Below are 22,687 nucleotides of genomic sequence, written 5' to 3'. Positions count from 1 at the left end.
TGTTATCCGGTTAAAAATATTTCTACTGAACACTCGTGTTTTTTTTATTTCTTTTTTCCGTGAGTTTTTCATCAACAGTAGGTTCTTCATCCCACTTGGCATATTGCGGTGTCATTCTGCCTGCGCGCATGGTAATACCAAAACGCACCTGATGATAAGGGAAATCGCGCAAACCGGCTTGGTATTGTCCAAACAAAGAAATGCGGTTAAATGCGTGTGTCAGTTTGGTGGAAAGCACCAATGGCTGATCACCGTATTCAGGTCCGTAGCTCGGATGTGTGTGCATCCAACCCCAATAACCTGAAAAGGTATTAGTCCACGTAAAATATTCGTTCATTAAAGAGATTTTCAATCCAAACATCAATGCATCATCTTGTGATACATCACCAGCCTGCCATGAAAAAAATCCTAAATCAGTTGTGAAGCGCAATTCATTAAAAAAGACATGAGGTAAATAAATTGATTTTCCAATTTCACAATCAAAATAATAACCGGGGCTGTCAAAATATCTTCTGTTCAACACATCAGTGCCTGAAGCTGTTTTTAATGTGCTGTTTAAAATCATATCTATTTTGTGTCTGCTTTGTTGCAGTATTCTGAACCTTGTTTGGACATAATAATCTCCACGTGCATAGCCTGGCTTAGCCGAATCCATATGTCTTTTTAAAGCCAGCTGAGGATCTACAAAATAAAATTCTGCTTCAGTTGTCCAAAATCCAAATGAAAAGTGATTGGCAAAAAACGGAACCTCTACTTTGATGCGTTCATTGGTGGTAAAATCTCCATAACCAAAATATACATCACTCATCACAGATATTTCAGTTTTTGATGGGATGGTAGCATCAGTGAATTCAGGGACAGGATTCGCATTAGGACCAAACCATTTTGTAGAAAAGCGCACATCCTGACCAATACTTTCAGATGAAAGAACCAGAAGAAATAAGAATGTGAAGCAACTAATTTTCTGCATGGATAAAGAAGGTGTTTGCGCCTAAAGCGGTGTAAATTTAATAAAGCAAGTTGTATTCTTTGATACTCTTAACGGCTAATTTATAAAAAGCGTGTGGTGGTTGCTCTCTACAAAACTCAATAGGTTAATAAATAGTGCAGAACCAGTGTTAAAATACAACACCAAAATCAAGACTCATAGGAATTTTTACCGAGTCATTGTGAGGGAATGTGTTACCATTTGAAAAATGACTGATCTTAAGTTCAGCATTAAAATTTCTTTTTTTACCAAAGAACAAACCTGTTCCCATGGTGTCATGAAACGTAAAATGTCCTCCGGTATTAAAATCGTCAATAATCACTTTTGATAAGTATGATGGTCCGGCAACAGAATAAAAGAAATATGCATCTAGCGGTTTTGTTCTAAGGAAATTCAATCTAAAAACCGGATAAATAGAAACCGACCAGAAATTTTCTTCCATGCCAGGATTTTTAGCAGAACCTTTAGTAGTCCAATATCCGGCATCAGCGCCAATATCAAGAGAAAATACTTTTGCCCCATGAAAAATATTGCGATGATATGCCAGGGTGTATCCGTTTTTTATTTCAACGTGTCCTCCCCAGAACAAGCAAGCTCTTTCAAGAAAATTATTGATGCCGTAACCTGCCACATTGCTGGTGTATCCAAATTTTACCCATTGTTTCGGATGAATGTATCCAAGCGTTTTAGCGTGTTCTAATTTGTCCGGAGAATATTGATCATAGCGATAATTAAATCCAAAACCTGCAAAAAAAGTAGCCGGTTGTTTTTGTTTAGAATTTGCAGGTGAATAGTTAGAACAGATTTGCAATTTCCAATGGTTACTGATTTTATATTGCACTCCTCCACCAAAAAGATAATAGCCATACATAGCATCTGATACTACCTGATTGTTGTAATAGTCAGTAATGCCATGACGTGTAATAAGACCCAGGCCGGCTTCACCATACAGGTTGAATTTTTCACCCAATGGCAATGATGGTTTCAAAGTCAAACCGCCAACATTCATCCATACCGAATGTTTTTCACTAATGCCCGTAATGGTATTTACAAAAGGATATTTGATCCATGAAACCGGGCGCATGTAAGTAATTTGAGCCGCAAGATATTTATTGAATTCGTAGCCAAATAAAATAAGACGAACAGCAGGATGAGGTATTTCTACATCACCGGTAAGTGTATAACCCGGCTCTAATTGATCAGCTGAAAATGGATACTGTATATAACCCAGATTCACTTCAAAAAATGATTTTTGCATCAACGGAGGAATCTGTGAACGATTGTCCTGCGCGAAAAAGGAGCCTGACGCGGCAAAAAGGCAAACCAGTAAATACGTAAATTTTATTTTATTCATGAGCAGAAAAGTGCTGTCAAATTTATCAATTCAAGATGATTATTTGTCCAATTGGTTCAAAGTATTGTCTATTCTATTCAATTATACCGGTTGATAACATCCTGCAGGGCCAGGTTATATTTCGGGTAATTTTCTCCAATTTCGCTCAAACTGTTTTTATGCACGTTCATTTTATTGCAATTGGAGGAAGCGCAATGCACAATCTGGCTATTGCACTCAAAAGAAAAGGAATTCACGTTACGGGTTCTGATGATGAAATTTTTGAACCATCAAAATCACGCCTTGCTAAGGAAGGTATTTTGCCTGATCGGGTAGGGTGGAATCCTGATCTAATCTCTGATAAAATTGATAGCATCATATTGGGAATGCATGCCCGAAAAGATAATCCTGAACTAGTGCGCGCACAGGAACTTGGTTTGAAAATCTACTCTTACCCTGAATTTATTTACTCGCAAACAAAAGATAAAATCAGAATAGTAGTGGGTGGTTCTCATGGAAAAACTACCATCACATCCATGCTTTTACATGCCATGAAAAAACTTCAGGTGAAAACTGATTTTCTGGTTGGCGCTTTGCTTGAAGGATTTGATTGTATGGTGCAGTTGTCGGATGCAAAATATATCGTGATTGAGGGAGATGAGTATCTTTCTTCTCCAATAGATCTCACGCCAAAATTTCATTGGTATGCCCCGCATTATGCCATTATCAGCGGCGTTGCCTGGGATCATATCAATGTATTTCCAACTTTTGATAGGTATGTTGATCAGTTCAAAATTTTCACAAATAAAATTGAAAAAAACGGATTGCTCGCTTATTATATTCATGATCCTGAACTCAAAAAATTAGCTGCAGAAATTCGGCCCGATATTGTTTTAAGACCGTATGATTGTCCTGAATTTGAACTTGCAAATGGAGTCACAACCATTCTTTCAGAACGCAGACGATACCCTTTGCGCATTTTTGGTAAACACAATTTGCAGAACATCAATGCGGCACGCACTATTCTCAATGCTCTTGGATTCAGCGATGATCAGGTATATTCAGCCATGATGGATTTTAAAGGTGCCGCTAAACGACTGGAATTAATTGCCGAGAATAATACTTGCGTTGCGTATAAAGACTTTGCCCATTCACCTTCTAAATTAAAAGCAACTGTTGCTGCCGTGAAAGAGCAGTATCCTGATAGAAAATTAATTGCTTGCATGGAACTGCACACATTTTCATCGTTGAAAAAAGATTTTTTGCCTCAGTATGAAAATTGCATGGCAGGTGCTGATGAAGCATATGTTTACTTCAGTCCTGAAGTGGTACACCATAAAAAACTTGACCCCATTACCCCGCAAATGGTGAGTGATGCTTTTGCTACTAAAAATGTACGTGTATTGACTGATTCAAATGAACTGACAAAATTGTTGCGAGAAAAAAAATGGCATCAAACCAATTTACTTCTCATGAGTTCAGGAAATTTTGACGGGGTTGATCTAAATGCGTTTGGGAAGGAATTGATTAAAAGCTGATGCACGGAGGGGTTCATGGATTGAGTAAAAATTTGCGGTTGAAAATTCTTCCGTTATTCTCTCAATATCACCTTGCGAATAATCACTGTGCCAAATATTGAAAAGAACATGGCAAAGATGAATAATCCCATTAAATGAAAAATGAAAACAGAGAATGAACTGATGATGCCGCGTATATAATCTTCTTGTTCTTCAATATATACATCGAAATTTTTGTCCTTCCACTGCGCTTCTGATTCTTGTAGTTTTTGAAAAGCTGCTTCATCAGGATACGTTTCATGAAGCAATTCAATACGTGAATCAACTAAAGCATCTTTAATGGAGGTGTCAATGGTTTCATGATATAGATAGGTGAAACCGGAGACTACGATGGTATACATCAATCCGCTTTGCATGGCAATTTTAAAATCATCCAGGAAAATTGTTTTTGCAAAATCTTTCTCTTTTTTAGTGAGGTAATAACCATAGGAGATGGCCGCCATAAGTAGAAAAATATTCAGCAATATGCCCATGGTAAAAAACTCACGGGAATAGCCAAGCAAAAACATGGTCAATGAAATAATAATCCAGATCAGGCTAACTCCGAGTGCAACTTTCACGCTTGTTTTCATGTACCAGATTATTTAATAAAATTGAAAAAGCTATATAATTGTTGGCGTAAAGATAGATATCACCCGAAATAATCAGGCAGATTTACCCAGCTTTTTCAACATGCGGTTATGGTTTGCCAATGCACTTGCAAAAGTCGGTTCTGAGTGATATGGTAAGCCAAATTCATGTGCAGTTTGTTTTACTATTTGACTAATTTTTTTATAATGCACGTGGCAGATATTAGGAAACAAATGGTGTTCAACCTGATAATTTAATCCACCAATCAGCCAAGCAAAAATTCGACTATTAGGGGCAAAATTGCTGGTAGTTTGTAATTGATGAATGCTCCAATTATTTTCAATTGTGTGATCAGCATTTTCTACCGGGAATTCTGTTTCATTCACCACGTGTGCCGGTTGAAAAATCATAGCAAGTATTATACCGGCAATAATATGCATTACCACAATAAATATAGGAAGCAGCCACCAAGCAATATCCATAAAAATTAACGGAATTACCAGAATGTAGAAGTAATAAAAAACTTTAGTAAAGATTAATTCCACAAGCAAGCGATTGAATTTTTCATTTTCAGTTTTTGTCAATCCCATTTTTTTATATCGGTACAATTGCGCAAAGTCTTTACTGGTAATCCATGAAAGCGTCATCAAGCCATAAAAAAACCAAGCATAGATGTATTGGAACCTATGAATTTTGCGGTATTCATCTTTGGGTGAAAATCTCAGAATACTGATTGGCGGAGAAACATCTTCATCATATCCAAGCACGTTGGTGTAGGAGTGATGCAAAACATTATGCTGAATGTTCCAAGTTGGAGCAAAGCCGCCCACAATATTGAGAATTCTGCCAAGCCAAAAATTTACCTTTTCATTTTTAGAATACGCACCGTGATTTGCATCATGCATGATAGACAGACCAATGCCAGCAACGCCTGTACCCATGATCATCCAGCACAATGCAATTAGCCATACATTGGTGATAACACCGGTAATCATCAGAAAATAAGGCACCAAATATAAAGCAATCATGAATATGGTCTTAATCACCATACTTGCATTGGCGTATTTTGAAATATTGTTTTCTTTGAAATAATCTCTGACTCTTTTTTTCAGAGTGTTGCTAAAGTCAGCTCCGCTTTTTTGCGAAAAGCGAATTGGTTGAAGTTCTTCTATTGTGCTCATTCGGGTTTTGCCTTGCTGGTGCAAAGATACGCATTTATGAAATGAGTATGTTCATTGGTTATGAACGGTTAATAAAATCTTAATAGCAGAATTGGAAAGCTGTTTGGCTCAACAAACTATTTTTTCTTTGATTTTTCAGCTTGTAAACGTTGCGCATCTTCAAGGCGTTGGGCAAATTTTGATTTCTCTTTTTTCACCGGATTAGCTTTGTTTGCCTGAATTTGAGCATGAATTTTTTCTTCATTAATAAAGAATTTTTTAATTGCCCACATAATCAAGATGGTGATCAATGTTGAAATAAAATAATAATAACTCAAGCCCGCAGAAAAATTATTGAAGAAGAAAATCATCAAAACAGGGAAAATGTACATGATCACTTTCATGTTCGGCATTCCTTCTTGCGTTGGTTGCTGCATGTTTGCACTGTTGTACCAAGTGTAGAATAGAGTAGTACCTGACATCAATAAAGTAAACAATGAAATGTGATCACCATAGAAAGGAATGTTAAAACTAAAATTCATGATTGAATCATACGATGATAAATCTTCAGCCCATAAAAATGAACGCTGACGCAATTCAAGTGATGAAGGAAACAACCTGAAAATTGCAAACAAAATAGGCATCTGAATCAGCATTGGAATACAACCCGCAAAAGGACTCACACCCGTTTCACGATACAAAGTCATCATAGCTTGTTGCTTTTTCACCGCGTCTTCTTTTTTCGGGAACTTTTTACTCAATTCATCAATTTCAGGTTTAATTACTTTCATCATGGCTGATGATTTGTACATCTTGTAGTTTACCGGACTTAAAATGAGTTTCACCACGATAGTCAGCAATAAGATTGCAAGTCCAATACCCATGCCCCATCCAACAAATGTTGTGAACAATGGTTTGAAAGCATACACATTTAGCCATCTGAAAAGTCCCCAGCCTAAATCCACAATATCCTCAGATCCGTTCTCATAGGTTGAAAGTATATCATAATCATTAGGACCAAAGTACCATTTCAGGTCAATGGTATTGTCCATGGATGTGATTCCTAAATCTAACGTTGAGCGAAATCTTTTCACATAAACACTATCTGTTTCAGCGCAGGTTTTTACTGAAATTTTTGATTTTTCTGTGCGCGGAAATCCGGCAGGATGCATAAGAATGGCTGAGAAATAACTTTGCTTATAGGCAACCCAATCCGTTGTTTGTTCAAGAGGTTGCCAGGTGTCACCAATGAGGTAATCATAACCCTCATCTTTATATTTGAAGAACAAAGTAGCAACTTGTCTTTCATTGGGTAAATGTTTTTCAGTTGCCAGCAAATTAAATTCTGATTTAAGTGAGATGTCTTTTGATTCTTCTGCCTTGAAGCCTTTGAAGTAAACTTGAAATCCAATATCATATCTGCCCGGGTGCATGGTGTATTTATAACACACTCTTCTGCCGGTTGAGTTCATCATTTCAACTACAACGCTTGAATCATTTTTGTTTTCAAATTCAAATGAGTAGTCTTTTGAATTTCTTTTAATCTCACCTTCAAAAAATTCAATTCCATACCATGATGCCGTATCAATTAGCTGAAGCGGTTCTTCACGGTTTGCTACAAATGCATCATACGTTTTATATTTTTTCAGGTAGACATTTTGAATCATTCCGCCTCGGTTGGTAATATCTATGATGAGTAAATCATTTTCAAGACGAACCAATTTTTCATTGACATAAGGCGTTGATCCCAATTTAATTTTTGCAGAGTCAGTTTCGGTTATATGATTTTCATTGGTTGCAATTGCGGTATCACCCTGGGTCAGGGTATCAACATATACTAATCTATTCAATGAATCAACAAGTTGAACACCGGTTGAATCTACTTTTGGAATATATGATCCTCCCGGTCCTTCATGCGTTTGATTACCTGAATTTCCTTTGTCTGATTTTTCAGTTTTAGTTTCAGTTGTGGTGTTTTCTGCCGGTTTTTCTTTTTGCTGTGATCCGTTATAAACGCTGAATATTAGCAGAATTGTTCCGATGACTAGTAAACCGATGATTGATCTTTTATCCATTGAATTTTCAAAAAATGATGTGCAAAATTAGTAATATTCCGTTGTTTCATCAGAACTAACGGCATATTTGTCATGATTAGAGATGAACAGCGGATTACAGGTCAAATTATTGTTTCCGCTAAAGAAGATTAATGATTAAACTAAGGCTTCTTTCTTTTTTCTGATAGCAGCTTTCACAAAAGAGATAAAAAGTGGATGTGGTTTTTCAACCGTACTTTTATATTCAGGGTGAAACTGTGCTCCAATAAACCAGATATGATCAGGGATTTCAACAATTTCAACCAGGCCCGTTTCAGGATTTTTTCCGGTAGCTTTCATCCCGTGTTTTTCCATTTCTGCCAAATAATCATTGTTGAATTCATAGCGATGACGATGTCTTTCAGAAATATGCAAATCTCCATAAGCTTCTGAAGCCTTGCTGCCATCAAGTAAGTCACATGCATAAGCTCCAAGCCTCATAGTGCCGCCTTTATGCGTGATATCTTTTTGTGCAGCCATAATGGCAATCACCGGATGTTTGGTTTGTTCGTCAATTTCAGTGGTGTGAGCATCTTGATATCCCAACACGTTTCTAGCGAATTCAATTACTGCACATTGCATACCTAAACAAATACCAAAGAATGGAATGTTGTTTTCACGCGCATACTGAATTGAAAGTATTTTACCTTCTATACCTCTTGATCCAAAGCCCGGTGCTACAATAATGCCATCTAGTTCTTTTAACCTATAGGCAACATTTTCTTCATTTATTTTTTCTGAATGAATCCACTCAATGTTTACCTGACATTCATTGGATGCACCTGCGTGATGAAAGGCTTCAATAATTGATTTATACGAATCTTTCAACTCAATATATTTACCAACCAAGCCAATGGTCACCTGGCTTTTTGGATTAGTCAAACGACTCAGAAATTGTTTCCACTCAGTGAGTTTTGCTTCACCATCATGAGGCAAATTGAGTTTTTCCAAAACCACTTTATCCAACTCTTCTTGCTGCATCAGCAAAGGAACTTCGTATATAGAGTTAGCATCAGCTGATTCAATTACAGCATTGGCTTCCACGTTACAAAACAGGGCAATTTTTTTCCGCATCGCACGGTCAATATGGTATTCAGTGCGACAAACAAGAATATCAGGTTGTACACCTAATTCAAGCAATGCTTTCACTGAGTGCTGCGTAGGTTTTGTTTTAAGTTCTCCGGCAGCTTTTAGATATGGAATTAAGGTGAGGTGAATCACCAGACAGTTACGTTTAAATTCCCAAACCATCTGACGCACCGCTTCAATATAAGGCAATGATTCAATATCACCTACAGTACCACCAATTTCAGTGATAACAAAATCAAACTGACCTGAGTTTCCTAAAATTTGAATTCGTGATTTGATTTCGTCTGTGATGTGGGGAATAATCTGAACAGTTTTTCCAAGGAATTCTCCCCGTCTTTCTTTTTCAATTACAGATTGATAAATGCGTCCGGTGGTTACATTGTTTGCTTGAGAAGTAGGCACATTTAAAAAACGCTCATAGTGCCCCAAATCAAGGTCAGTTTCAGCGCCGTCATTGGTGACATAACACTCTCCATGTTCGTATGGATTCAAGGTTCCGGGATCAATATTGATATAAGGATCCAGCTTTTGAATGGTGACAGAATACCCGCGTCCTTGTAACAGTTTTGCTAAAGATGCTGAAATGATTCCTTTACCGAGAGATGAAGTAACCCCGCCGGTTACAAAAATGTACTTGGTTGCACTGGACATAAATTGAATTGTAACTACGGGAGGCAAAAGTAAGATAAATACTCACATCTGTCCAAGTTATTTTTTTATTTTCTGAAATGCTGGTGATATAAATATCGCGTGATTACAGTAATTTTTGCACTCATAGGTATTTTTTCAACATTCCCCAGATAATTGTTAGCAAAGCTGTAATGCCAATGAATGATCCAATCCAAGTACGCAAAAACGGGTAACCTTTTCTCATTAATATCCATGCGCTGATCAATGATATAATACAACTGATGATTAAGATGATGAGAAAGAAATTCATGTTGCTCAGTTATTCAAAGGATAATTTTGATGTAAAGTCTACTGAACATTTTTTCCTTTCGCTTTCTCCCAGTAAACATCCATTTCAGACAAGTTCATCTCCTCCAATTTTTTTCCATCTGCCTCAATGGCTGATTCCATTTTTTGAAAACGATGTATAAATTTCTGATTGGTTTTTGCCAGTGCATCTTCAGGGTTAACACCAATCCATCTGGCATAATTGATGAGTGAAAAAAGTACATCACCAAATTCTTCTTCGGTTTTTTGTTTATCCTGATTTTTAATTTCAACCTTTAATTCATCAATTTCTTCTTCAACTTTTTTCCATACTTCGGTTTCATTGTTCCAGTCAAAACCAATGCCCTTTACCTTGTCTTGAATTCGGGTGGCTTTAACCATTGCGGGCAAGGAATTAGGTACCCCTTCGAGCACTGATTTTTTACCTTCTTTCAGTTTTAATTTTTCCCAGTTTGCTTTTACCTCTTCTTCATTTTCAACTTTTACGTCACCATAAATATGCGGATGTCGGTGAATTAATTTTTCACAGATTGCATTCAACACGTCAGCAATATCAAATGACTTTTGCTCATCTGCTATTTTGGCATAGAAGACCATGTGTAAAAGTAAATCGCCTAATTCACCTTTGATTCCATTCATGTCATTTGCCGTGATAGCATCTGCCAATTCATACGTTTCTTCAATGGTTAGATGACGCAGCGATTCCAGAGTTTGTTTTTTATCCCAAGGACATTTTGCACGCAAATCATCCATGATGTTGAGTAATCGTTCAAAGGCTTTTAATTTCTCGTTCATTTTTTACTACTTTTAAGCGGCTCTAATGCTGTGTTTAATCTGCCGTGAAGTTACGTTTCTTTTTTATTTTGCTTTCTTTTTCTGTCTGGAGCAACGCACAGCGCAGCCTTCCATGGTCTATTTCTATTCTTCCAAAAACCGGTTTTCTTATCTCGCATCGTCCATACATGTCTCATTTGGTAAAAGATAATAACACGGCCTATGAATTAGAATTTTCACAACAAGATAATAGCAGAAATACTACTGCTAATGCTTACCGTTTTCCTTCAAGAGGTTTTTCTTTGTCTTATCATGACTACGGATATCGTGATGTATTAGGCATTGGCATTGGATGTTTACAATTTACAAAATTCAATATCCTTCAGCATAAAAAATTTGGTTGCATTGATTTCAGAATTGGGTCTGGTTTAGCATTTATTACCAAAGAGTATGATGTAATCAGCAATCCAAAAAATAATGCTATTGGATCAAAATGGAATGCCTATATCAACCTTCAGCTTGGGTATGAAAAACAATTCCGTCACATGGTGCTGGGCGTAGGTTTGGAAATAAGTCACTATTCCAACGCCGCTATTACAATGCCTAATCTGGGACTGAATACACCCATGTGTTATTTCAAAGTCGGTTATGCCGTTAAGACAAGAGAAATATTTTCTGCCGATACCCTACCGGTTATTGCCATTTTACCACGACCTGGAAATAAATTGCAATTCCATTTGTTGTCAGGTGTTAAACAAAATTTACCTGGATACAATCACGATAGCCATCATGCAGTTATTGCCCTGCAAGGTTTTTATAGAATGAGATTAGGTTTTAAATGGGATATAGAAACAGGATTAGATATTAGTTATAATGGTGCCAATAGATACAAATACGATGATCTTTCATTTACATTTATTGAAACAGTGCAAATTGGATTGTATGCAGGTGCCTGTATTAATTTTTATAAGTCACAAATATTTTTTGGATTAGGAGGGTATGTTTACAATGCAATCAATCCGGCAGGATGGGTTTATGACCGAATTGGTTACCGTTACAATTTCAGCAAACAATTTAATGCAATGATTGCCATAAAAGCCAATATCGGAATTGCCGATTATTTGGAATTTGGTATTGGGTACCGTTTTTGGTAACCCCCCCCCCCCCCGATACCCCGGATCAACCGGGGTAGAGACGTGGCACTGCCACGTCTCCACAGGTGATTGGTTTTTGTGATTGGTTTTTGTGATTGGTTTTTGTGATTGGTTTTTGTGGGATTTTGTGGTTGGTTTTGTAGAATGTTTTGATTTTTGATTTAAATTTTGTTTAGTTTATTAATTGCAAATTGTTTTGCAATATTCCTATGCGGCAATTGAACAAATTAATGGAAGAACAAAAATGAATGTTATAAAAATAAATATCGCGGACAGATTAATTCCCTGTTTGATTTGTATTCTGATTTTGGCAATTGTGTCATGCAAGAAATCAGAGGAAAGATCATGCATTAAATCAACCGGTGAGTTGACCTCTGATACAATACCTTTGGACTCGGTTTATGAATTCCGTTTGTACAAAAATATCCGCTATGAGATTTTTCAGGATTCAGATAGAGAGATAATTATTCATGGAGGTAAAAATGTAGTTGGGTTTATTGAAGTGTCAAATGAGTCAGGCATTGTATCAGTGAATAACCGCAACAAGTGTAATTTTTTTCGCAAGAGTGAGGACATTCCAACTGTAGAAATACATTATCCTAATTTGAAACAATTTTATTTTGAGAGTAGTGATTCAGTTTATTTTCATGACACTATTTATGCAGACACCTTAATGGTAGAAATGCGACAAGGAGGAGGCAGTTTATTCATTTGCACTGAGGTAAATTTTTTACGCATCAATGTATCATACGGAACGGCTGATTATATTTTAAAAGGTCATGCCAACAATGCTGAAGTGAAAATTCAGAACAATGGTTTTGCTGATGCGTCAGAATTTCAGTCACCTTATATTTTTGTTTATAACAATTCAACGGGTGATTTAATCATCAACCTAGATAGTTCTTTCGCAACAGTAAACATTGAAGGCACGGGCAATGTAAAGTATACCGGTGAACCCGCCAATGTCACATTGCAAAATCCGGGCAGTGGTTCGTTCATAAAAATATAATCACTAAAAATTGGTGGTACTTGGTAGAATCTTTTACCTTTGGTCACATATTATTCTAAAATCTATTTTATGCATAAACAGAGATTATTTGTAGTTATCGCTGCGGCGGTTGGTATTATTTCAGCTTTTTTACCTTGGGCGCGTGTTTCAATGTTTGGTTATTCAGCCTCAGTGAATGGCATTGATGGTGGAGATGGCTGGTTATCTATTGGGTTGTTTGGTGTTGCTGCTGGGCTTGCCATTGCCAATGGTGATAAAACTAAAGTTCTTGAAGGAACAATGAAAAAAGCCGTTGCAGGCGTTGGAGCAGGTGCTGCTGCTTTCATGTTGATTGAACTTTTAAGAATTGGTTTTGAGTTCGCAAGTTTTGGTGTTTATCTTTCTCTTCTTGCGGGTATTGGTGTAATGGCCATTCCTTTCGTTATCAAAGGTGACGGTGGATTTGAAATGCCAACCAAAGATTCAATCAAAAATGAATTGAAATAAAACAAATAGTGCAATTGCAAAAGCATCCGTAAATGGGTGCTTTTTTTTTTGCACAATTCAAATGATTAAATCGATTATTTTATATATTTAGCACAAATTAATGTTTAACTAATCTAAAAAACCTATGGGAATTATTATTTTTTATCTTGCAGTGATGGTCTTTTTATGGATCAGCGTTTGGAAAGTGTTTGCTAAAGCCGGGCAACCAGGTTGGGCAATTTTTATTCCAATTTACAACATCTATGTTGCTACTTTGATTGCAAAAAAACCAGCATGGTGGATTGCCCTAATTTTACTCGTGCCAATTGTGAATATAGTTTTTGCAATTATGTTGGTTAACGGTATTTCAAAAGCTTTCGGTAAAACAGAAGGGTTTACTGTTGGTTTGATTTTCCTTGGCATTGTATTTTGGCCAATCCTTGGTTTTGGAGATGCTAAATACATTTACGGTGACAAACAAAGCAGTGATAGCGTGCTTGATGCATAATCTATAAAAAAGCATTGTCAAAAACCCGCCTACCTCGTAAGCGGGTTTTTTTGTGACTTTTGCTACGCCGGCTTCAACAATTCCTCCTTAACTTTGTTCTTTGAATAGCATGATTGACAATTTGATGAATATCTTTTCATATTATGCTAAAAAATTAATGAGATGAATTCGTATTGAATCGTCACAAAATATAAACTGACAACAGATGAAATTATTCCTTCTCACCATGCTATTACTTGCTCTAGCCTTTGCGGGTATTGCAATAAAAATCTGGGCAAAAAAAGGCGGAAAATTTGCCGGGACTTGTGCAAGCAATAACCCGGTTTTGAATGATGGTCAAGAGACTTGTAGTTTCTGTGGCGCCCGCCCTGATGAACAGTGTAAAAAAGATGAGGTTGAGTCGTAGACTATAATTGAATAATTGTTCATCGCTTTTTATTTTACCCAACATACCGTATTTGTATTTCTATGTTTGAATTCTACTTTGTGGTGTGTTTCGGTGTAGCCTTTTATATGCTAAAGAGAAAATATGCGGTGTGAAAGCATGATGTTTCAGAAGGTGTGATTTAAAATTTGTTTTCGGTGATTGGATGTTACGAAAAACAAAAGCATCAATTCATAGCCGGATCTTTAGGGAAATTAGCAAACACCTTGTATTTACCTCCTTGCCGTTCCATGTAGTCTTTCCAGATATTGTCATAGTTGACATCCATGATATCATCCTGATGATCAATTTCACTTACGAGCCAACTATTTTGTTTGAGTTCACCGTTGAGTTGTTTTTCAACCCAGCCTGAATACCCAAGAAAAAAACGCACTTCATCAGGTGAAACTTTTCCTTCAGCCATCAAGGTTTTTAATGTATCAAAATCACCTCCCGCATAAATATTTTGCGTGACATGAATGCTGTTTGGCAATTTATCTCCAAGCGTGTGGATATAATATAAATTCTTTGAACTTACCGGACCTCCAATGCTGATTCTGAATTCTTGATCATAAGGTTCAATTTCAACCATGTTTTCAAATTGTGAAAGCCGAATGTCTGTATAGTTATTCAGAACAAAACCAAATGATCCGTCTTCATTATGTTCACATAGCAGAATAACCGAACGATGAAAATACTCATTCACCATAAAAGGCTCTGTTATCAGCAGTCTTCCTTTTTTTGGCTCAAGGGTGTTATATACGTTCAAGTCAAACATCTTATCAAATATACAAAAAAAATGGTTTCAAGTCTGACTATGCTGTGACAGGTTGATGATTAATCATGAAAAAATGCTGAACTTTGCACACGCTATGGCAGGAATAGACCTGAAAAATAAACGGGCAAAATTTGAATTTGAATTGCTGGATAATTATCTGGCAGGTATTGTACTGACCGGTACTGAAATCAAATCATTGCGCACGGGTAAAGGAAGTATTGCTGAATCATTTTGTGTTATCGTTAAAGGAGAACTCTTTATCCGTAATATGTTTATTGCCGAATACGAGCAGGGAACCTACAATAACCATGCACCCAAGCGTGATAGAAAATTATTGCTGACCAAAACAGAATTGAATAAATTGGAACGCAAGTTGAAAGATAAAGGCTTAACCATTGTTCCTTCTCATGCATTTTTGAATGAAAAAAATTTGGTGAAAGTCAAAATTCATTTGGCTCGTGGAAAAAAATTACACGACAAACGAGAATCACTCAAAGAAAAAGATACTAAAAGAGAATTGGACAGAGCGATGAAGCGATAATTCAACGCATCAAAAGGCAACAATGCTCAACTATCTTATTTATCAAATTCTTTCCCGGTTTCCTCTTGATGAGCTAAAGTCCAATCATCTGTAGTTGTAGTTTGAAGCCAGATATTGCCTGATCTTCTGAACACTTGAACACTCAAACCAAAGTGATCATGAAAACTGCGTTCAAACGTACTAGTCTTTTGGTGACCATCAACGCTTAAATCTCCGGCATGATGATTTTTGCGGATGTCTTTCAGGCAAAGTGAGTCATCATACATGGCTTTTCTTGCAGATGCTTCTCCTGTCTTATGATCTTCTGAAAAAAATTCAAGTTTCAAATGTGGGTATACGTTACTGAAGGCTTCTTTGATTTCTTTCAGTTTTTGATTATCGCTGATGTGTATTGTTTTCATATTGAATAGTTCATTAAATTTTATTTTCTTATCTGACAATTTTGAAAAATTCTTGCTTCAATTCTGCATAAATTTTTCGGTGAATCGCCATTTGATCTTTCCACTTCTTGTGATCACTAAAGGTAATAAAAGCAATATTGTTTTCATGGGTTTTAATAAATTCTGTCAGTTTATTTTCTGCCGCCCGAATCTCATGCTGATAAATATCAATTTTTTCCAGCTTTAAAATGAAGCGATTTTGAAATTGCTCAACCAAAGCCGCCTTTCCTTTTTGAACTAAATCATTAGCTGATTTTTCTAAAAGCTTTTGAAAAAATTGAATCTCTTCTTTATTGAATTCCAATTCTGCAATCCAGTTTTTATGGTCGTCGTGCAAATCATTATAATGAATGCCTTGCTCGTATGTTTTAGGTGTTTCCATGTTACAAATGTAAATGAAAACAAGATGAGCATCAGTAACCGCTGTCACCGTAGCAACTGATTTATGTCAGCGATATAAAAAGCGCAAGAGTTTATTTAATTTCCAGCAATTCTTCTATGTCATCAGCTTCAACATACTCAGCGTGATCCCATACATTTTCAAATTGAATGGAAACTAAAAAGTCCAAATGTTCCTGAATGATTTGAGATGTTTTGTGTTTTTTGTCATTGATTACTTTCTGATATGCCTTTTCTACTTCTGAATCCAATTGTTTTACTTCAGTGTCTGACCACATATTGACAACGGGTGTATTGTCAAGTCCCCACTTTAAAAAGTTGAGTCGTTCAGCGTACAAACTCAAGGCGTGTTGATAATATTTTTCATACAAGATATTACCTTGGTGATCTACAATAAAATCTTCGCACGTGAGTATTTGTTTTGCCAGTTCATCCCATGAAATAGCTAGTGCAGCATCACCTGTAATTTGGCCGTCTACATCTATGAGCAAATCAATATAATCTGTTAAAGGTTCTGAAATATCTTGCTTCATTTTTTTTCTGATGTACTTTAAATCAGGCATTGGAAATGCATAGCCTTCTTCCCACCAAACTTCAAAACCGTATTTTCCATATTTTTTCTCAATTTCTTTCTGAGTTTTTTCAGAGTAATCTCCCATCTCTTCTTCACTTATTTCAAATTTATGATAGAATTGGCGAATGAGAAAAAAGGCCGAATCTTTTTCATCCTGACTAAAATTTTCTTTTAGAATCTCATATTTTGCAAAAGCTGAATCAGTATTTTCTACGGTGGTTTCCAACGAAGCTATATACAATTCAAAATCCGGATATCCTGAAATTTTTTCTGTTGTTGTATCTGCTTCTACTGACGTGGTTGAAGTACTTGTTGATTCATTTGTACCTGCGCAAGCAACAAGTAAATAAGTAATAACAGGAATAATAAGAAGATTAATTTTCATAAGACATGATTTAAAAATTGATGGTTAATACCGGATGCAATTCCAGGTTGTTTTCAGAACTGTTCCTTGGATACGGATGATCAATATCAATGAATGCAATGCCTGTAATGGTTACCGTATCACCTTCTAAAGTTTCATGATGATCTTCAACCCATTGGTAGGCCGTCAAGTATTTTTGATAGAAGACAGAGTTTTTGGCAAATTCACAATCCGGATTTGGAATTTCACAATTCAGATATTTTTCATCTGCACTGATCAGTTTTACTTTCCAGTCTCCGTCGTGATATTTTTTTACTTTTTCAACCTTGCCGGTAATAGTAAAGGTTTTGTTCTCTATTTCTTGTCTGGGTGATTTTCGGTCAATTTCCGGAACAACAATGCTGCCTATTGAATCAACAGTAGAAATGATTGGCAGTGTATCAATTGAAACAGCGTCAATATCGGTAGCTATTTTTATATCTCTTCGTGTGCTTTCACCATTGCATGCATCATTGGTTTCTGACTGGTTGCATGAAGTGATGATGAAGAGAAGATTGACGTAAATAAAAATAGATGTTTTGTTAAGTGAAAATATGTTGTGCATGTTTCAGTGAGAGATTATTTAATTTGAAAATAGGCAATACCTAAGCGATATGAATTTAAGCCAAATCCAAAAATACATCCAACGCATACCGGACTTAATAGCGATTCATGTCTGAATGATTCACGGGTTGTTATATTGCTCAGATGCACTTCAACCACCGGCACTTGAATAGCTGCAATTGCATCACGAATGGCAACTGAGGTATGCGTATAACCACCGGCGTTGAGCAGAATACCATCATGACTTGATGCTTGAAGGGTATTGATGAGTTCTCCTTCTACATTTGATTGAAAATACGTGAACTCTATTTCCGGAAAGATATGTTCTAATTCCACAAAATATTCTTCAAAACTTTTATTGCCATATACATTTGGTTCACGTTTTCCAAGTAAATTTAAATTTGGTCCGTTGATGATCAGAATTTTCATAATTAACTAATATTTATCATTCAAAAGAATACGATTTGAACAGTGCAATTTTATTTTTGATGTGAAGCTATGCATTCATCGTGGATCAAATATAGAAAGGATTATCAGAGTTATCTCAAAATTGAGAAATCCTTATCATCAAATAGTGTTGAAGCTTACCTGCGTGATTTTGATAAAATTGGTCAATTCCTTGAATACCGTAATCTTGAAAAAAAGGCTACTGATATTGGTTTGAAAGATTTGCAGGAAATGATGGGTTGGATTCATGAAATGGGAATAGCCGCCCGTTCACAAGCACGCATCATTTCTGGTATCCGAAACTTTTATGAATTTTTAGTTTTGGAAGAAGAGATCAAGCAAGATCCAACTGAATTATTAGAAATGCCAAAAATTGGCAAAAAACTACCTGAGGTTTTAGATAAAGAAGAAATTGATGCGCTCATTCAGGCAATTGATGTTTCAAAAAATGAAGGACACCGCAACCGGGCAATCATTGAAACGCTGTACAGTTGCGGCTTGCGTGTGAGTGAATTGGTTAATCTCAAAATAACGAATCTCTATTTTGACGAAGGGTTTATACGTGTAATTGGTAAGGGAAATAAAGAGCGATTGGTGCCGGTGAGTCCAACGGTTGAAAAAGAAGTAAGGCTTTATATTGAATCAACCCGCAATCATCAAGATATCAAAGCCGGTCATGAAGATGTTTTATTTCTGAATCGTCGCGGATCAAAACTGACTCGGGTGATGATTTTCACTATAATTCAGCAATTGGCACAAGCTATTCGCTTAAAAAAAAGTATTTCGCCTCACACCTTCAGACATTCATTTGCTACGCATTTGGTTGAAGGTGGTGCAAATTTACGCGCAGTGCAGGAAATGCTTGGGCATGAATCAATAAGCACTACTGAAATCTACACGCATTTGAGTGATGATTTACTCAAAGAAGCAATAATTTCTTATCATCCACGCAACAGGAAATAGGTACTGAATTCATTGATTTGCCTAAATTTGCGTCATGCTTACTGATGAAATTCTAATGAATCGCTGTATACAACTTGCCCGAAAAGCAATAGGATATGTTGCTCCAAATCCTATGGTGGGTGCGGTTTTTGTTCATGATGATAAAATAATTTCAGAAGGTTATCATGAACGATTTGGAGAAGCACACGCTGAAGTAAACGCGATAAAAAAAATTCAAGATAAAAATTTGTTAAAGCAATGCGTTTTGTACGTCAATCTTGAGCCTTGTTCTCATTTTGGTAAAACACCTCCATGTGCTGATTTGATTATTGCAAGCGGAATTCCGGAAGTGGTGATTGGTTCAAAAGATTCTAATCCGCAAGTGGGTGGTAAAGGAATTGAAAAGTTGGAAAAAGCAGGCGTTAAGGTGAGGTTTGGTGTGCTTGAAAAAGAGTGCCGTGAACTGAATAAAAGATTTTTCACTTTTCATGAAAAAAAACGCCCGTACGTAATTTTGAAGTGGGCACAAACCAAAGATGGTTTCATGGATATTGATCGTAGTAAAGGTGAAAAAGGAATTGCATGGATTACCTCATCACCAACTAAATCTGTTGTGCACCGTTGGCGACATGAAGAGTCAGCTATTTTAGTTGGTAGAAATACCATAGCAAACGACAACCCACAATTGACCTGTCGTGAAAGCAGTGGCACAAACCCGATTCGCGTAATCATTGACAAAGATTTGCACCTTGACTATAATGCATTTCTTGTTGGCAAAGCAGATGCAAAAACAATTATTCTTACCAATAAAAAAGCAATTGGCAACAGTACACTAGAATTTATTCAACCGGATGATTTTTCTATTGAAGGTATGCTGAAAAAATTGGCTGAACTCAATATTTCATCTGTCATTGTGGAGGGAGGACGCAATACGCTGGATCGTTTTATTGAATCCGGTATCTGGGATGAAGCACGCGTTATCACCGGAAATAAATTATTTGTAAATGGAGTGCAAGCTCCGCTGATCAATGGAAAAAAAACAGGCGCCTTTGTTTTTGGAAATGATCATATCCAATACATAGAAAATGCTTGATATTGTCCTTGGTATTTGTTGTTTTAATGTCATCCTGATTTGTTTCAAATTACTGGATAAATTCCGAATTGATAATCTACAAGCCATTGCCGTAAACTATATTACAGCCGGTTTGCTCAGTTTTACGCTGATTGAAAATACTCCTTCATTCAAAGAAATTTTTACAGCACCTTGGTTTTTTTATGCAGTGGGTGTTGGGGTGATGTTTATTCTGGTTTTTAACTTGCTCGCAAAAGCATCACAGGTAATTGGTGTCGCTATTTCAACCGTTGCAAATAAAATGTCTCTGGTTATTCCTATTCTGGCAGCCTTGATTTTGTTTGAAGGGGAAACTATTTCTCTCTTAAAAATAATCGGAATTATTCTGGCACTTGCCGGTGTATATTTTGCTACTACTAAAGGCACAAAACTCAATTTTGATGTGAAGTATCTTTGGTTGATTTTGGTGATTTTTTTTGGACAAGGAGCTGCTGATGTTTTATTTAATTGTGCTAAAGAATGGTATGTAGATGTTTCGTTAAACGGAATATTTTTTGTGGTGATTTTTTTGTCGGCAGGCCTTGTTGGTACTTGTATGTTGACGTTTCGTGTTGCTGCAAAAAAAACAAAACTCAAAGTGAAAGATTTATCCTGGGGTGTATTGTTGGGCATTCCTAATTTTCTCACCCTGTGGTTTTATTTCAGATCGCTTGAGAGCGGTGAACTGGAGGTGTCACAGGTAAATCCTATTTACAATATTGGTGTGGTTATTTTGTCAGCTGCTATTGGCTTTTTATTCTTCAAAGAGAAATTGGCACTTAGTAATTGGCTGGGAATTTTATTGTCGGTTGCGTCCATTGCGGCGCTCATGTTTTCTTAATCCATGCAACAAAAAAAAACAATAGCTATTTTAGGTTGTGGCTGGCTTGGATTAAAGTGGGCAAAACAATTGGCAAATAAAGGATTTCAGGTAAAGGGTTCAACTCGTTCTACGGCTAAAAAAAATGAATTTATTGAATCAGGTATTGAACACTTTGTTTTAGATGAAACCCATGCCCCTTTGGATGAACTGAAATCTTTCACTTCTTGTGATTTGTTCATGATTGCAATACCATCATCAAAAATTTCAAAAGATTTTTTAGCCAGTCTTTGTCAGTATATTGATCCTGAAAAAACAAAAATAATTCTGATCAGTTCAACCGGAATCTATAGAGAAACAAATGAAATATTAAATGAAAATGCTCCGCTTGAAAAACTGAATATTACAAGTCCAATTTATAAAACAGAGCTGTTTTTGCAAGAATTATTTCAAGGGAAATTGACTATTCTTCGTGCCGGAGGATTGATCGGTTATGACAGAGATCCTGTCAGATTTGCATTTGCTGAGAGTGTGAGAAAAAATCCTGATGGTCGCATCAATCTTATTCATGTTGATCAGTTGATGCAGGTTTTGGACGCCTGTTTGGATGATCAAATAGGGCATGGAATTTTTAATGTTTGTCAGGCTGAACATCCTACAAAAAAAGATTATTATAGCCGTTGTTGTCTTTTGGCAAATTTGACTCCACCTGATTTTTTAATTGATGATGATCAGTCATTCAAAATCATTGATAGCAGTAAATTGTTTTGGGTTTTAGGGGTGGAATTTTAAAGGCTTGTTAACTGTCGTTTCAACTAGTTCTTGAATTGTGGGACAGGAATGTTGGCATAATTCATCAAGCAAATCTTTGGCAGGTATTCCTTTTAGTTTTCAATTTTTCATCTGGGTTAAGCTTTTCAATTTTTTAGAGTTTATTAGGTCTGTTGAATATTTGCCGGAATATCATTATCTTTATGTTTAGATATTTCCAGTTATGACTACAACGGCTATTCGCACTAAAGTGCACAAGTATATTGACGAAGCAGATACTAAAGTACTTCAGGTCGTTTACCAGCTTTTGGAAGTCTATCGTCAAAGCAATTCAAGCCTGTTAACAGAGGATCAGCAGAAAGAAGTTTTGAGAAGATCAGCCTTATATAAATCCGGAAAAATTAAAGGTCACTCCCTTGCTGAGGCTCGTAAACGTGTGAAACAAAAAATTTCTGATTAAAAGTGCCTGCTTATAAGATTATCATTCTTGAACAAGCCATCACTGAGATTGCCGACTCGTGTTTGTACTATAATAAAAGAGTGCCGGGACTGGGATTTGACTTTGAAGATGAGGTTTTTGAACTACTTGAATTAATAAAGGATAACCCATTACTTTTTCCCGTTAAGTTTGTGAATTTTCACGAGGCGGTTGTTACCAGATTTCCTTTTGTCATCACCTATGAAGTTTGTGAAAAGCAAATAATTGTGACTGCTGTCTTTCATGTAAAGAGACATCCACGAAAAAAGACCAAAAGAAAAAAATAATAATTGTGAAAGTTCAACGGCAATCGTCATA

The 22,687-nt window shown here is 36.3% G+C and carries 26 protein-coding genes; 13 read left to right on the top strand and 13 right to left on the bottom strand.

Annotation, left to right across the window (positions count from 1 at the left end):
• Positions 1-22 precede the first annotated feature (22 nt).
• Positions 23-970 carry a hypothetical protein gene (locus tag IPH66_09060; GenBank protein MBK7129497.1) on the bottom strand — a complete coding sequence of 316 codons (948 nt, stop codon included), beginning with the start codon at positions 968-970 and terminating at the stop codon, positions 23-25.
• Between the two features lie 148 nt (positions 971-1,118).
• Positions 1,119-2,246 carry an acyloxyacyl hydrolase gene (locus tag IPH66_09055; GenBank protein MBK7129496.1) on the bottom strand — a complete coding sequence of 376 codons (1,128 nt, stop codon included), beginning with the start codon at positions 2,244-2,246 and terminating at the stop codon, positions 1,119-1,121.
• A 254-nt stretch (positions 2,247-2,500) separates the two neighbouring features.
• Between IPH66_09055 and IPH66_09050 the strand changes: the two genes are divergently transcribed.
• On the top strand, positions 2,501-3,859 hold the full coding sequence (locus IPH66_09050; GenBank protein MBK7129495.1) for a peptidoglycan synthetase: 1,359 nt from the start codon (positions 2,501-2,503) through the stop codon (positions 3,857-3,859).
• Positions 3,860-3,912: 53 nt separating this feature from the next.
• On the opposite strand, the gene IPH66_09045 is transcribed toward IPH66_09050, so the two are convergent.
• From IPH66_09045 to mazG, 5 genes are all read right to left on the bottom strand, one after another.
• Positions 3,913-4,470 carry a DUF4199 family protein gene (locus tag IPH66_09045; GenBank protein ID MBK7129494.1) on the bottom strand — a complete coding sequence of 186 codons (558 nt, stop codon included), beginning with the start codon at positions 4,468-4,470 and terminating at the stop codon, positions 3,913-3,915.
• A gap of 72 nt (positions 4,471-4,542) precedes the next feature.
• Positions 4,543-5,649, bottom strand: a complete 1,107-nt coding sequence (locus IPH66_09040) for a fatty acid desaturase (protein ID MBK7129493.1) — start codon at positions 5,647-5,649, stop codon at positions 4,543-4,545.
• A 116-nt stretch (positions 5,650-5,765) separates the two neighbouring features.
• Complete coding sequence (gene yidC, locus IPH66_09035) at positions 5,766-7,703, bottom strand: membrane protein insertase YidC (GenBank protein ID MBK7129492.1); 1,938 nt, start codon at positions 7,701-7,703, stop codon at positions 5,766-5,768.
• 135 nt (positions 7,704-7,838) lie between these two features.
• Positions 7,839-9,461 carry a CTP synthase gene (locus IPH66_09030; GenBank protein ID MBK7129491.1) on the bottom strand — a complete coding sequence of 541 codons (1,623 nt, stop codon included), beginning with the start codon at positions 9,459-9,461 and terminating at the stop codon, positions 7,839-7,841.
• 327 nt (positions 9,462-9,788) lie between these two features.
• Complete coding sequence (gene mazG / locus IPH66_09025) at positions 9,789-10,562, bottom strand: nucleoside triphosphate pyrophosphohydrolase (protein MBK7129490.1); 774 nt, start codon at positions 10,560-10,562, stop codon at positions 9,789-9,791.
• Between the two features lie 44 nt (positions 10,563-10,606).
• Here mazG and IPH66_09020 point away from each other — a divergent pair, with 44 nt between their 5' ends.
• From IPH66_09020 to IPH66_09000, 5 genes are all read left to right on the top strand, one after another.
• A complete protein-coding gene (locus IPH66_09020) occupies positions 10,607-11,695 on the top strand; it encodes an acyloxyacyl hydrolase (GenBank protein ID MBK7129489.1) in 1,089 nt (362 codons plus the stop codon).
• A gap of 196 nt (positions 11,696-11,891) precedes the next feature.
• Positions 11,892-12,704: a DUF2807 domain-containing protein gene (locus IPH66_09015; GenBank protein ID MBK7129488.1), complete on the top strand. Its 813-nt coding sequence runs from the start codon at positions 11,892-11,894 to the stop codon at positions 12,702-12,704.
• A gap of 69 nt (positions 12,705-12,773) precedes the next feature.
• A complete protein-coding gene (locus IPH66_09010) occupies positions 12,774-13,190 on the top strand; it encodes a hypothetical protein (protein MBK7129487.1) in 417 nt (138 codons plus the stop codon).
• A 124-nt stretch (positions 13,191-13,314) separates the two neighbouring features.
• On the top strand, positions 13,315-13,677 hold the full coding sequence (locus IPH66_09005) for a signal peptidase I (GenBank protein ID MBK7129486.1): 363 nt from the start codon (positions 13,315-13,317) through the stop codon (positions 13,675-13,677).
• 205 nt (positions 13,678-13,882) lie between these two features.
• Positions 13,883-14,083, top strand: a complete 201-nt coding sequence (locus IPH66_09000) for a membrane or secreted protein (protein ID MBK7129485.1) — start codon at positions 13,883-13,885, stop codon at positions 14,081-14,083.
• Positions 14,084-14,288: 205 nt separating this feature from the next.
• Here IPH66_09000 and IPH66_08995 read toward each other — a convergent pair whose 3' ends face one another.
• Positions 14,289-14,879, bottom strand: a complete 591-nt coding sequence (locus tag IPH66_08995; protein MBK7129484.1) for a YqgE/AlgH family protein — start codon at positions 14,877-14,879, stop codon at positions 14,289-14,291.
• Between the two features lie 94 nt (positions 14,880-14,973).
• Here IPH66_08995 and smpB point away from each other — a divergent pair, with 94 nt between their 5' ends.
• Positions 14,974-15,420 (top strand): SsrA-binding protein, encoded by a 447-nt coding sequence (gene smpB / locus IPH66_08990; protein ID MBK7129483.1) that lies wholly within the window; start codon positions 14,974-14,976, stop codon positions 15,418-15,420.
• Between the two features lie 35 nt (positions 15,421-15,455).
• On the opposite strand, the gene IPH66_08985 is transcribed toward smpB, so the two are convergent.
• The 5 genes from IPH66_08985 to aroQ all read right to left on the bottom strand — a co-directional run bounded on the left by IPH66_08985 (position 15,456) and on the right by aroQ (position 18,229).
• Positions 15,456-15,821, bottom strand: a complete 366-nt coding sequence (locus IPH66_08985; protein ID MBK7129482.1) for a hypothetical protein — start codon at positions 15,819-15,821, stop codon at positions 15,456-15,458.
• Between the two features lie 28 nt (positions 15,822-15,849).
• Positions 15,850-16,242, bottom strand: coding sequence for a hypothetical protein (locus IPH66_08980; protein ID MBK7129481.1), 393 nt, complete (start codon positions 16,240-16,242; stop codon positions 15,850-15,852).
• A gap of 91 nt (positions 16,243-16,333) precedes the next feature.
• Positions 16,334-17,218: a hypothetical protein gene (locus IPH66_08975; protein ID MBK7129480.1), complete on the bottom strand. Its 885-nt coding sequence runs from the start codon at positions 17,216-17,218 to the stop codon at positions 16,334-16,336.
• A gap of 10 nt (positions 17,219-17,228) precedes the next feature.
• On the bottom strand, positions 17,229-17,801 hold the full coding sequence (locus IPH66_08970; protein ID MBK7129479.1) for a hypothetical protein: 573 nt from the start codon (positions 17,799-17,801) through the stop codon (positions 17,229-17,231).
• Between the two features lie 14 nt (positions 17,802-17,815).
• Entirely contained in the window at positions 17,816-18,229 is a 414-nt protein-coding gene (gene aroQ, locus IPH66_08965; GenBank protein ID MBK7129478.1) for a type II 3-dehydroquinate dehydratase, read from the bottom strand.
• A 69-nt stretch (positions 18,230-18,298) separates the two neighbouring features.
• Here aroQ and xerD point away from each other — a divergent pair, with 69 nt between their 5' ends.
• The 6 genes from xerD (at position 18,299) to IPH66_08935 (ending at position 22,656) form a co-directional block, all read left to right on the top strand.
• A complete protein-coding gene (gene xerD / locus IPH66_08960; protein MBK7129477.1) occupies positions 18,299-19,210 on the top strand; it encodes a site-specific tyrosine recombinase XerD in 912 nt (303 codons plus the stop codon).
• A gap of 34 nt (positions 19,211-19,244) precedes the next feature.
• On the top strand, positions 19,245-20,282 hold the full coding sequence (ribD, locus tag IPH66_08955) for a bifunctional diaminohydroxyphosphoribosylaminopyrimidine deaminase/5-amino-6-(5-phosphoribosylamino)uracil reductase RibD (protein MBK7129476.1): 1,038 nt from the start codon (positions 19,245-19,247) through the stop codon (positions 20,280-20,282).
• Positions 20,275-21,141 carry a DMT family transporter gene (locus tag IPH66_08950; GenBank protein MBK7129475.1) on the top strand — a complete coding sequence of 289 codons (867 nt, stop codon included), beginning with the start codon at positions 20,275-20,277 and terminating at the stop codon, positions 21,139-21,141. The genes ribD and IPH66_08950 overlap by 8 nt, the downstream gene beginning before the upstream one ends.
• A 3-nt stretch (positions 21,142-21,144) precedes the next feature.
• Complete coding sequence (locus IPH66_08945) at positions 21,145-21,912, top strand: hypothetical protein (GenBank protein MBK7129474.1); 768 nt, start codon at positions 21,145-21,147, stop codon at positions 21,910-21,912.
• 202 nt (positions 21,913-22,114) lie between these two features.
• On the top strand, positions 22,115-22,351 hold the full coding sequence (locus IPH66_08940; GenBank protein ID MBK7129473.1) for an addiction module protein: 237 nt from the start codon (positions 22,115-22,117) through the stop codon (positions 22,349-22,351).
• A 2-nt stretch (positions 22,352-22,353) separates the two neighbouring features.
• On the top strand, positions 22,354-22,656 hold the full coding sequence (locus IPH66_08935; protein MBK7129472.1) for a hypothetical protein: 303 nt from the start codon (positions 22,354-22,356) through the stop codon (positions 22,654-22,656).
• Positions 22,657-22,687: the final 31 nt, after the last annotated feature.

The organism is Crocinitomicaceae bacterium (assembly GCA_016708105.1).
Lineage (GTDB): Bacteria > Bacteroidota > Bacteroidia > Flavobacteriales_D > Crocinitomicaceae > JADJGJ01.
The sequence above is the reverse complement of the archived record's forward strand: the minus strand, read 5'-3'. Positions and strand labels throughout refer to the sequence as shown.

Bases quoted from the DNA above. Each gene is read 5' to 3' on its own strand.
- IPH66_09060 (MBK7129497.1), bottom strand. From the start codon at position 970: ATGCAGAAAATTAGTTGCTTCACATTCTTATTTCTTCTGGTTCTTTCA.
- IPH66_09055 (MBK7129496.1), bottom strand. From the start codon at position 2,246: ATGCAAAAATCATTTTTTGAAGTGAATCTGGGTTATATACAGTATCCA.
- IPH66_09050 (MBK7129495.1), top strand. From the start codon at position 2,501: ATGCACGTTCATTTTATTGCAATTGGAGGAAGCGCAATGCACAATCTG.
- IPH66_09045 (MBK7129494.1), bottom strand. From the start codon at position 4,470: ATGAAAACAAGCGTGAAAGTTGCACTCGGAGTTAGCCTGATCTGGATT.
- IPH66_09040 (MBK7129493.1), bottom strand. From the start codon at position 5,649: ATGAGCACAATAGAAGAACTTCAACCAATTCGCTTTTCGCAAAAAAGC.
- yidC (MBK7129492.1), bottom strand. From the start codon at position 7,703: ATGGATAAAAGATCAATCATCGGTTTACTAGTCATCGGAACAATTCTG.
- IPH66_09030 (MBK7129491.1), bottom strand. From the start codon at position 9,461: ATGTCCAGTGCAACCAAGTACATTTTTGTAACCGGCGGGGTTACTTCA.
- mazG (MBK7129490.1), bottom strand. From the start codon at position 10,562: ATGAACGAGAAATTAAAAGCCTTTGAACGATTACTCAACATCATGGAT.
- IPH66_09010 (MBK7129487.1), top strand. From the start codon at position 12,774: ATGCATAAACAGAGATTATTTGTAGTTATCGCTGCGGCGGTTGGTATT.
- IPH66_09005 (MBK7129486.1), top strand. From the start codon at position 13,315: ATGGGAATTATTATTTTTTATCTTGCAGTGATGGTCTTTTTATGGATC.
- IPH66_09000 (MBK7129485.1), top strand. From the start codon at position 13,883: ATGAAATTATTCCTTCTCACCATGCTATTACTTGCTCTAGCCTTTGCG.
- IPH66_08995 (MBK7129484.1), bottom strand. From the start codon at position 14,879: ATGTTTGACTTGAACGTATATAACACCCTTGAGCCAAAAAAAGGAAGA.
- smpB (MBK7129483.1), top strand. From the start codon at position 14,974: ATGGCAGGAATAGACCTGAAAAATAAACGGGCAAAATTTGAATTTGAA.
- IPH66_08985 (MBK7129482.1), bottom strand. From the start codon at position 15,821: ATGAAAACAATACACATCAGCGATAATCAAAAACTGAAAGAAATCAAA.
- IPH66_08980 (MBK7129481.1), bottom strand. From the start codon at position 16,242: ATGGAAACACCTAAAACATACGAGCAAGGCATTCATTATAATGATTTG.
- IPH66_08975 (MBK7129480.1), bottom strand. From the start codon at position 17,218: ATGAAAATTAATCTTCTTATTATTCCTGTTATTACTTATTTACTTGTT.
- IPH66_08970 (MBK7129479.1), bottom strand. From the start codon at position 17,801: ATGCACAACATATTTTCACTTAACAAAACATCTATTTTTATTTACGTC.
- aroQ (MBK7129478.1), bottom strand. From the start codon at position 18,229: ATGAAAATTCTGATCATCAACGGACCAAATTTAAATTTACTTGGAAAA.
- xerD (MBK7129477.1), top strand. From the start codon at position 18,299: ATGCATTCATCGTGGATCAAATATAGAAAGGATTATCAGAGTTATCTC.
- ribD (MBK7129476.1), top strand. From the start codon at position 19,245: ATGCTTACTGATGAAATTCTAATGAATCGCTGTATACAACTTGCCCGA.
- IPH66_08950 (MBK7129475.1), top strand. From the start codon at position 20,275: ATGCTTGATATTGTCCTTGGTATTTGTTGTTTTAATGTCATCCTGATT.
- IPH66_08945 (MBK7129474.1), top strand. From the start codon at position 21,145: ATGCAACAAAAAAAAACAATAGCTATTTTAGGTTGTGGCTGGCTTGGA.
- IPH66_08940 (MBK7129473.1), top strand. From the start codon at position 22,115: ATGACTACAACGGCTATTCGCACTAAAGTGCACAAGTATATTGACGAA.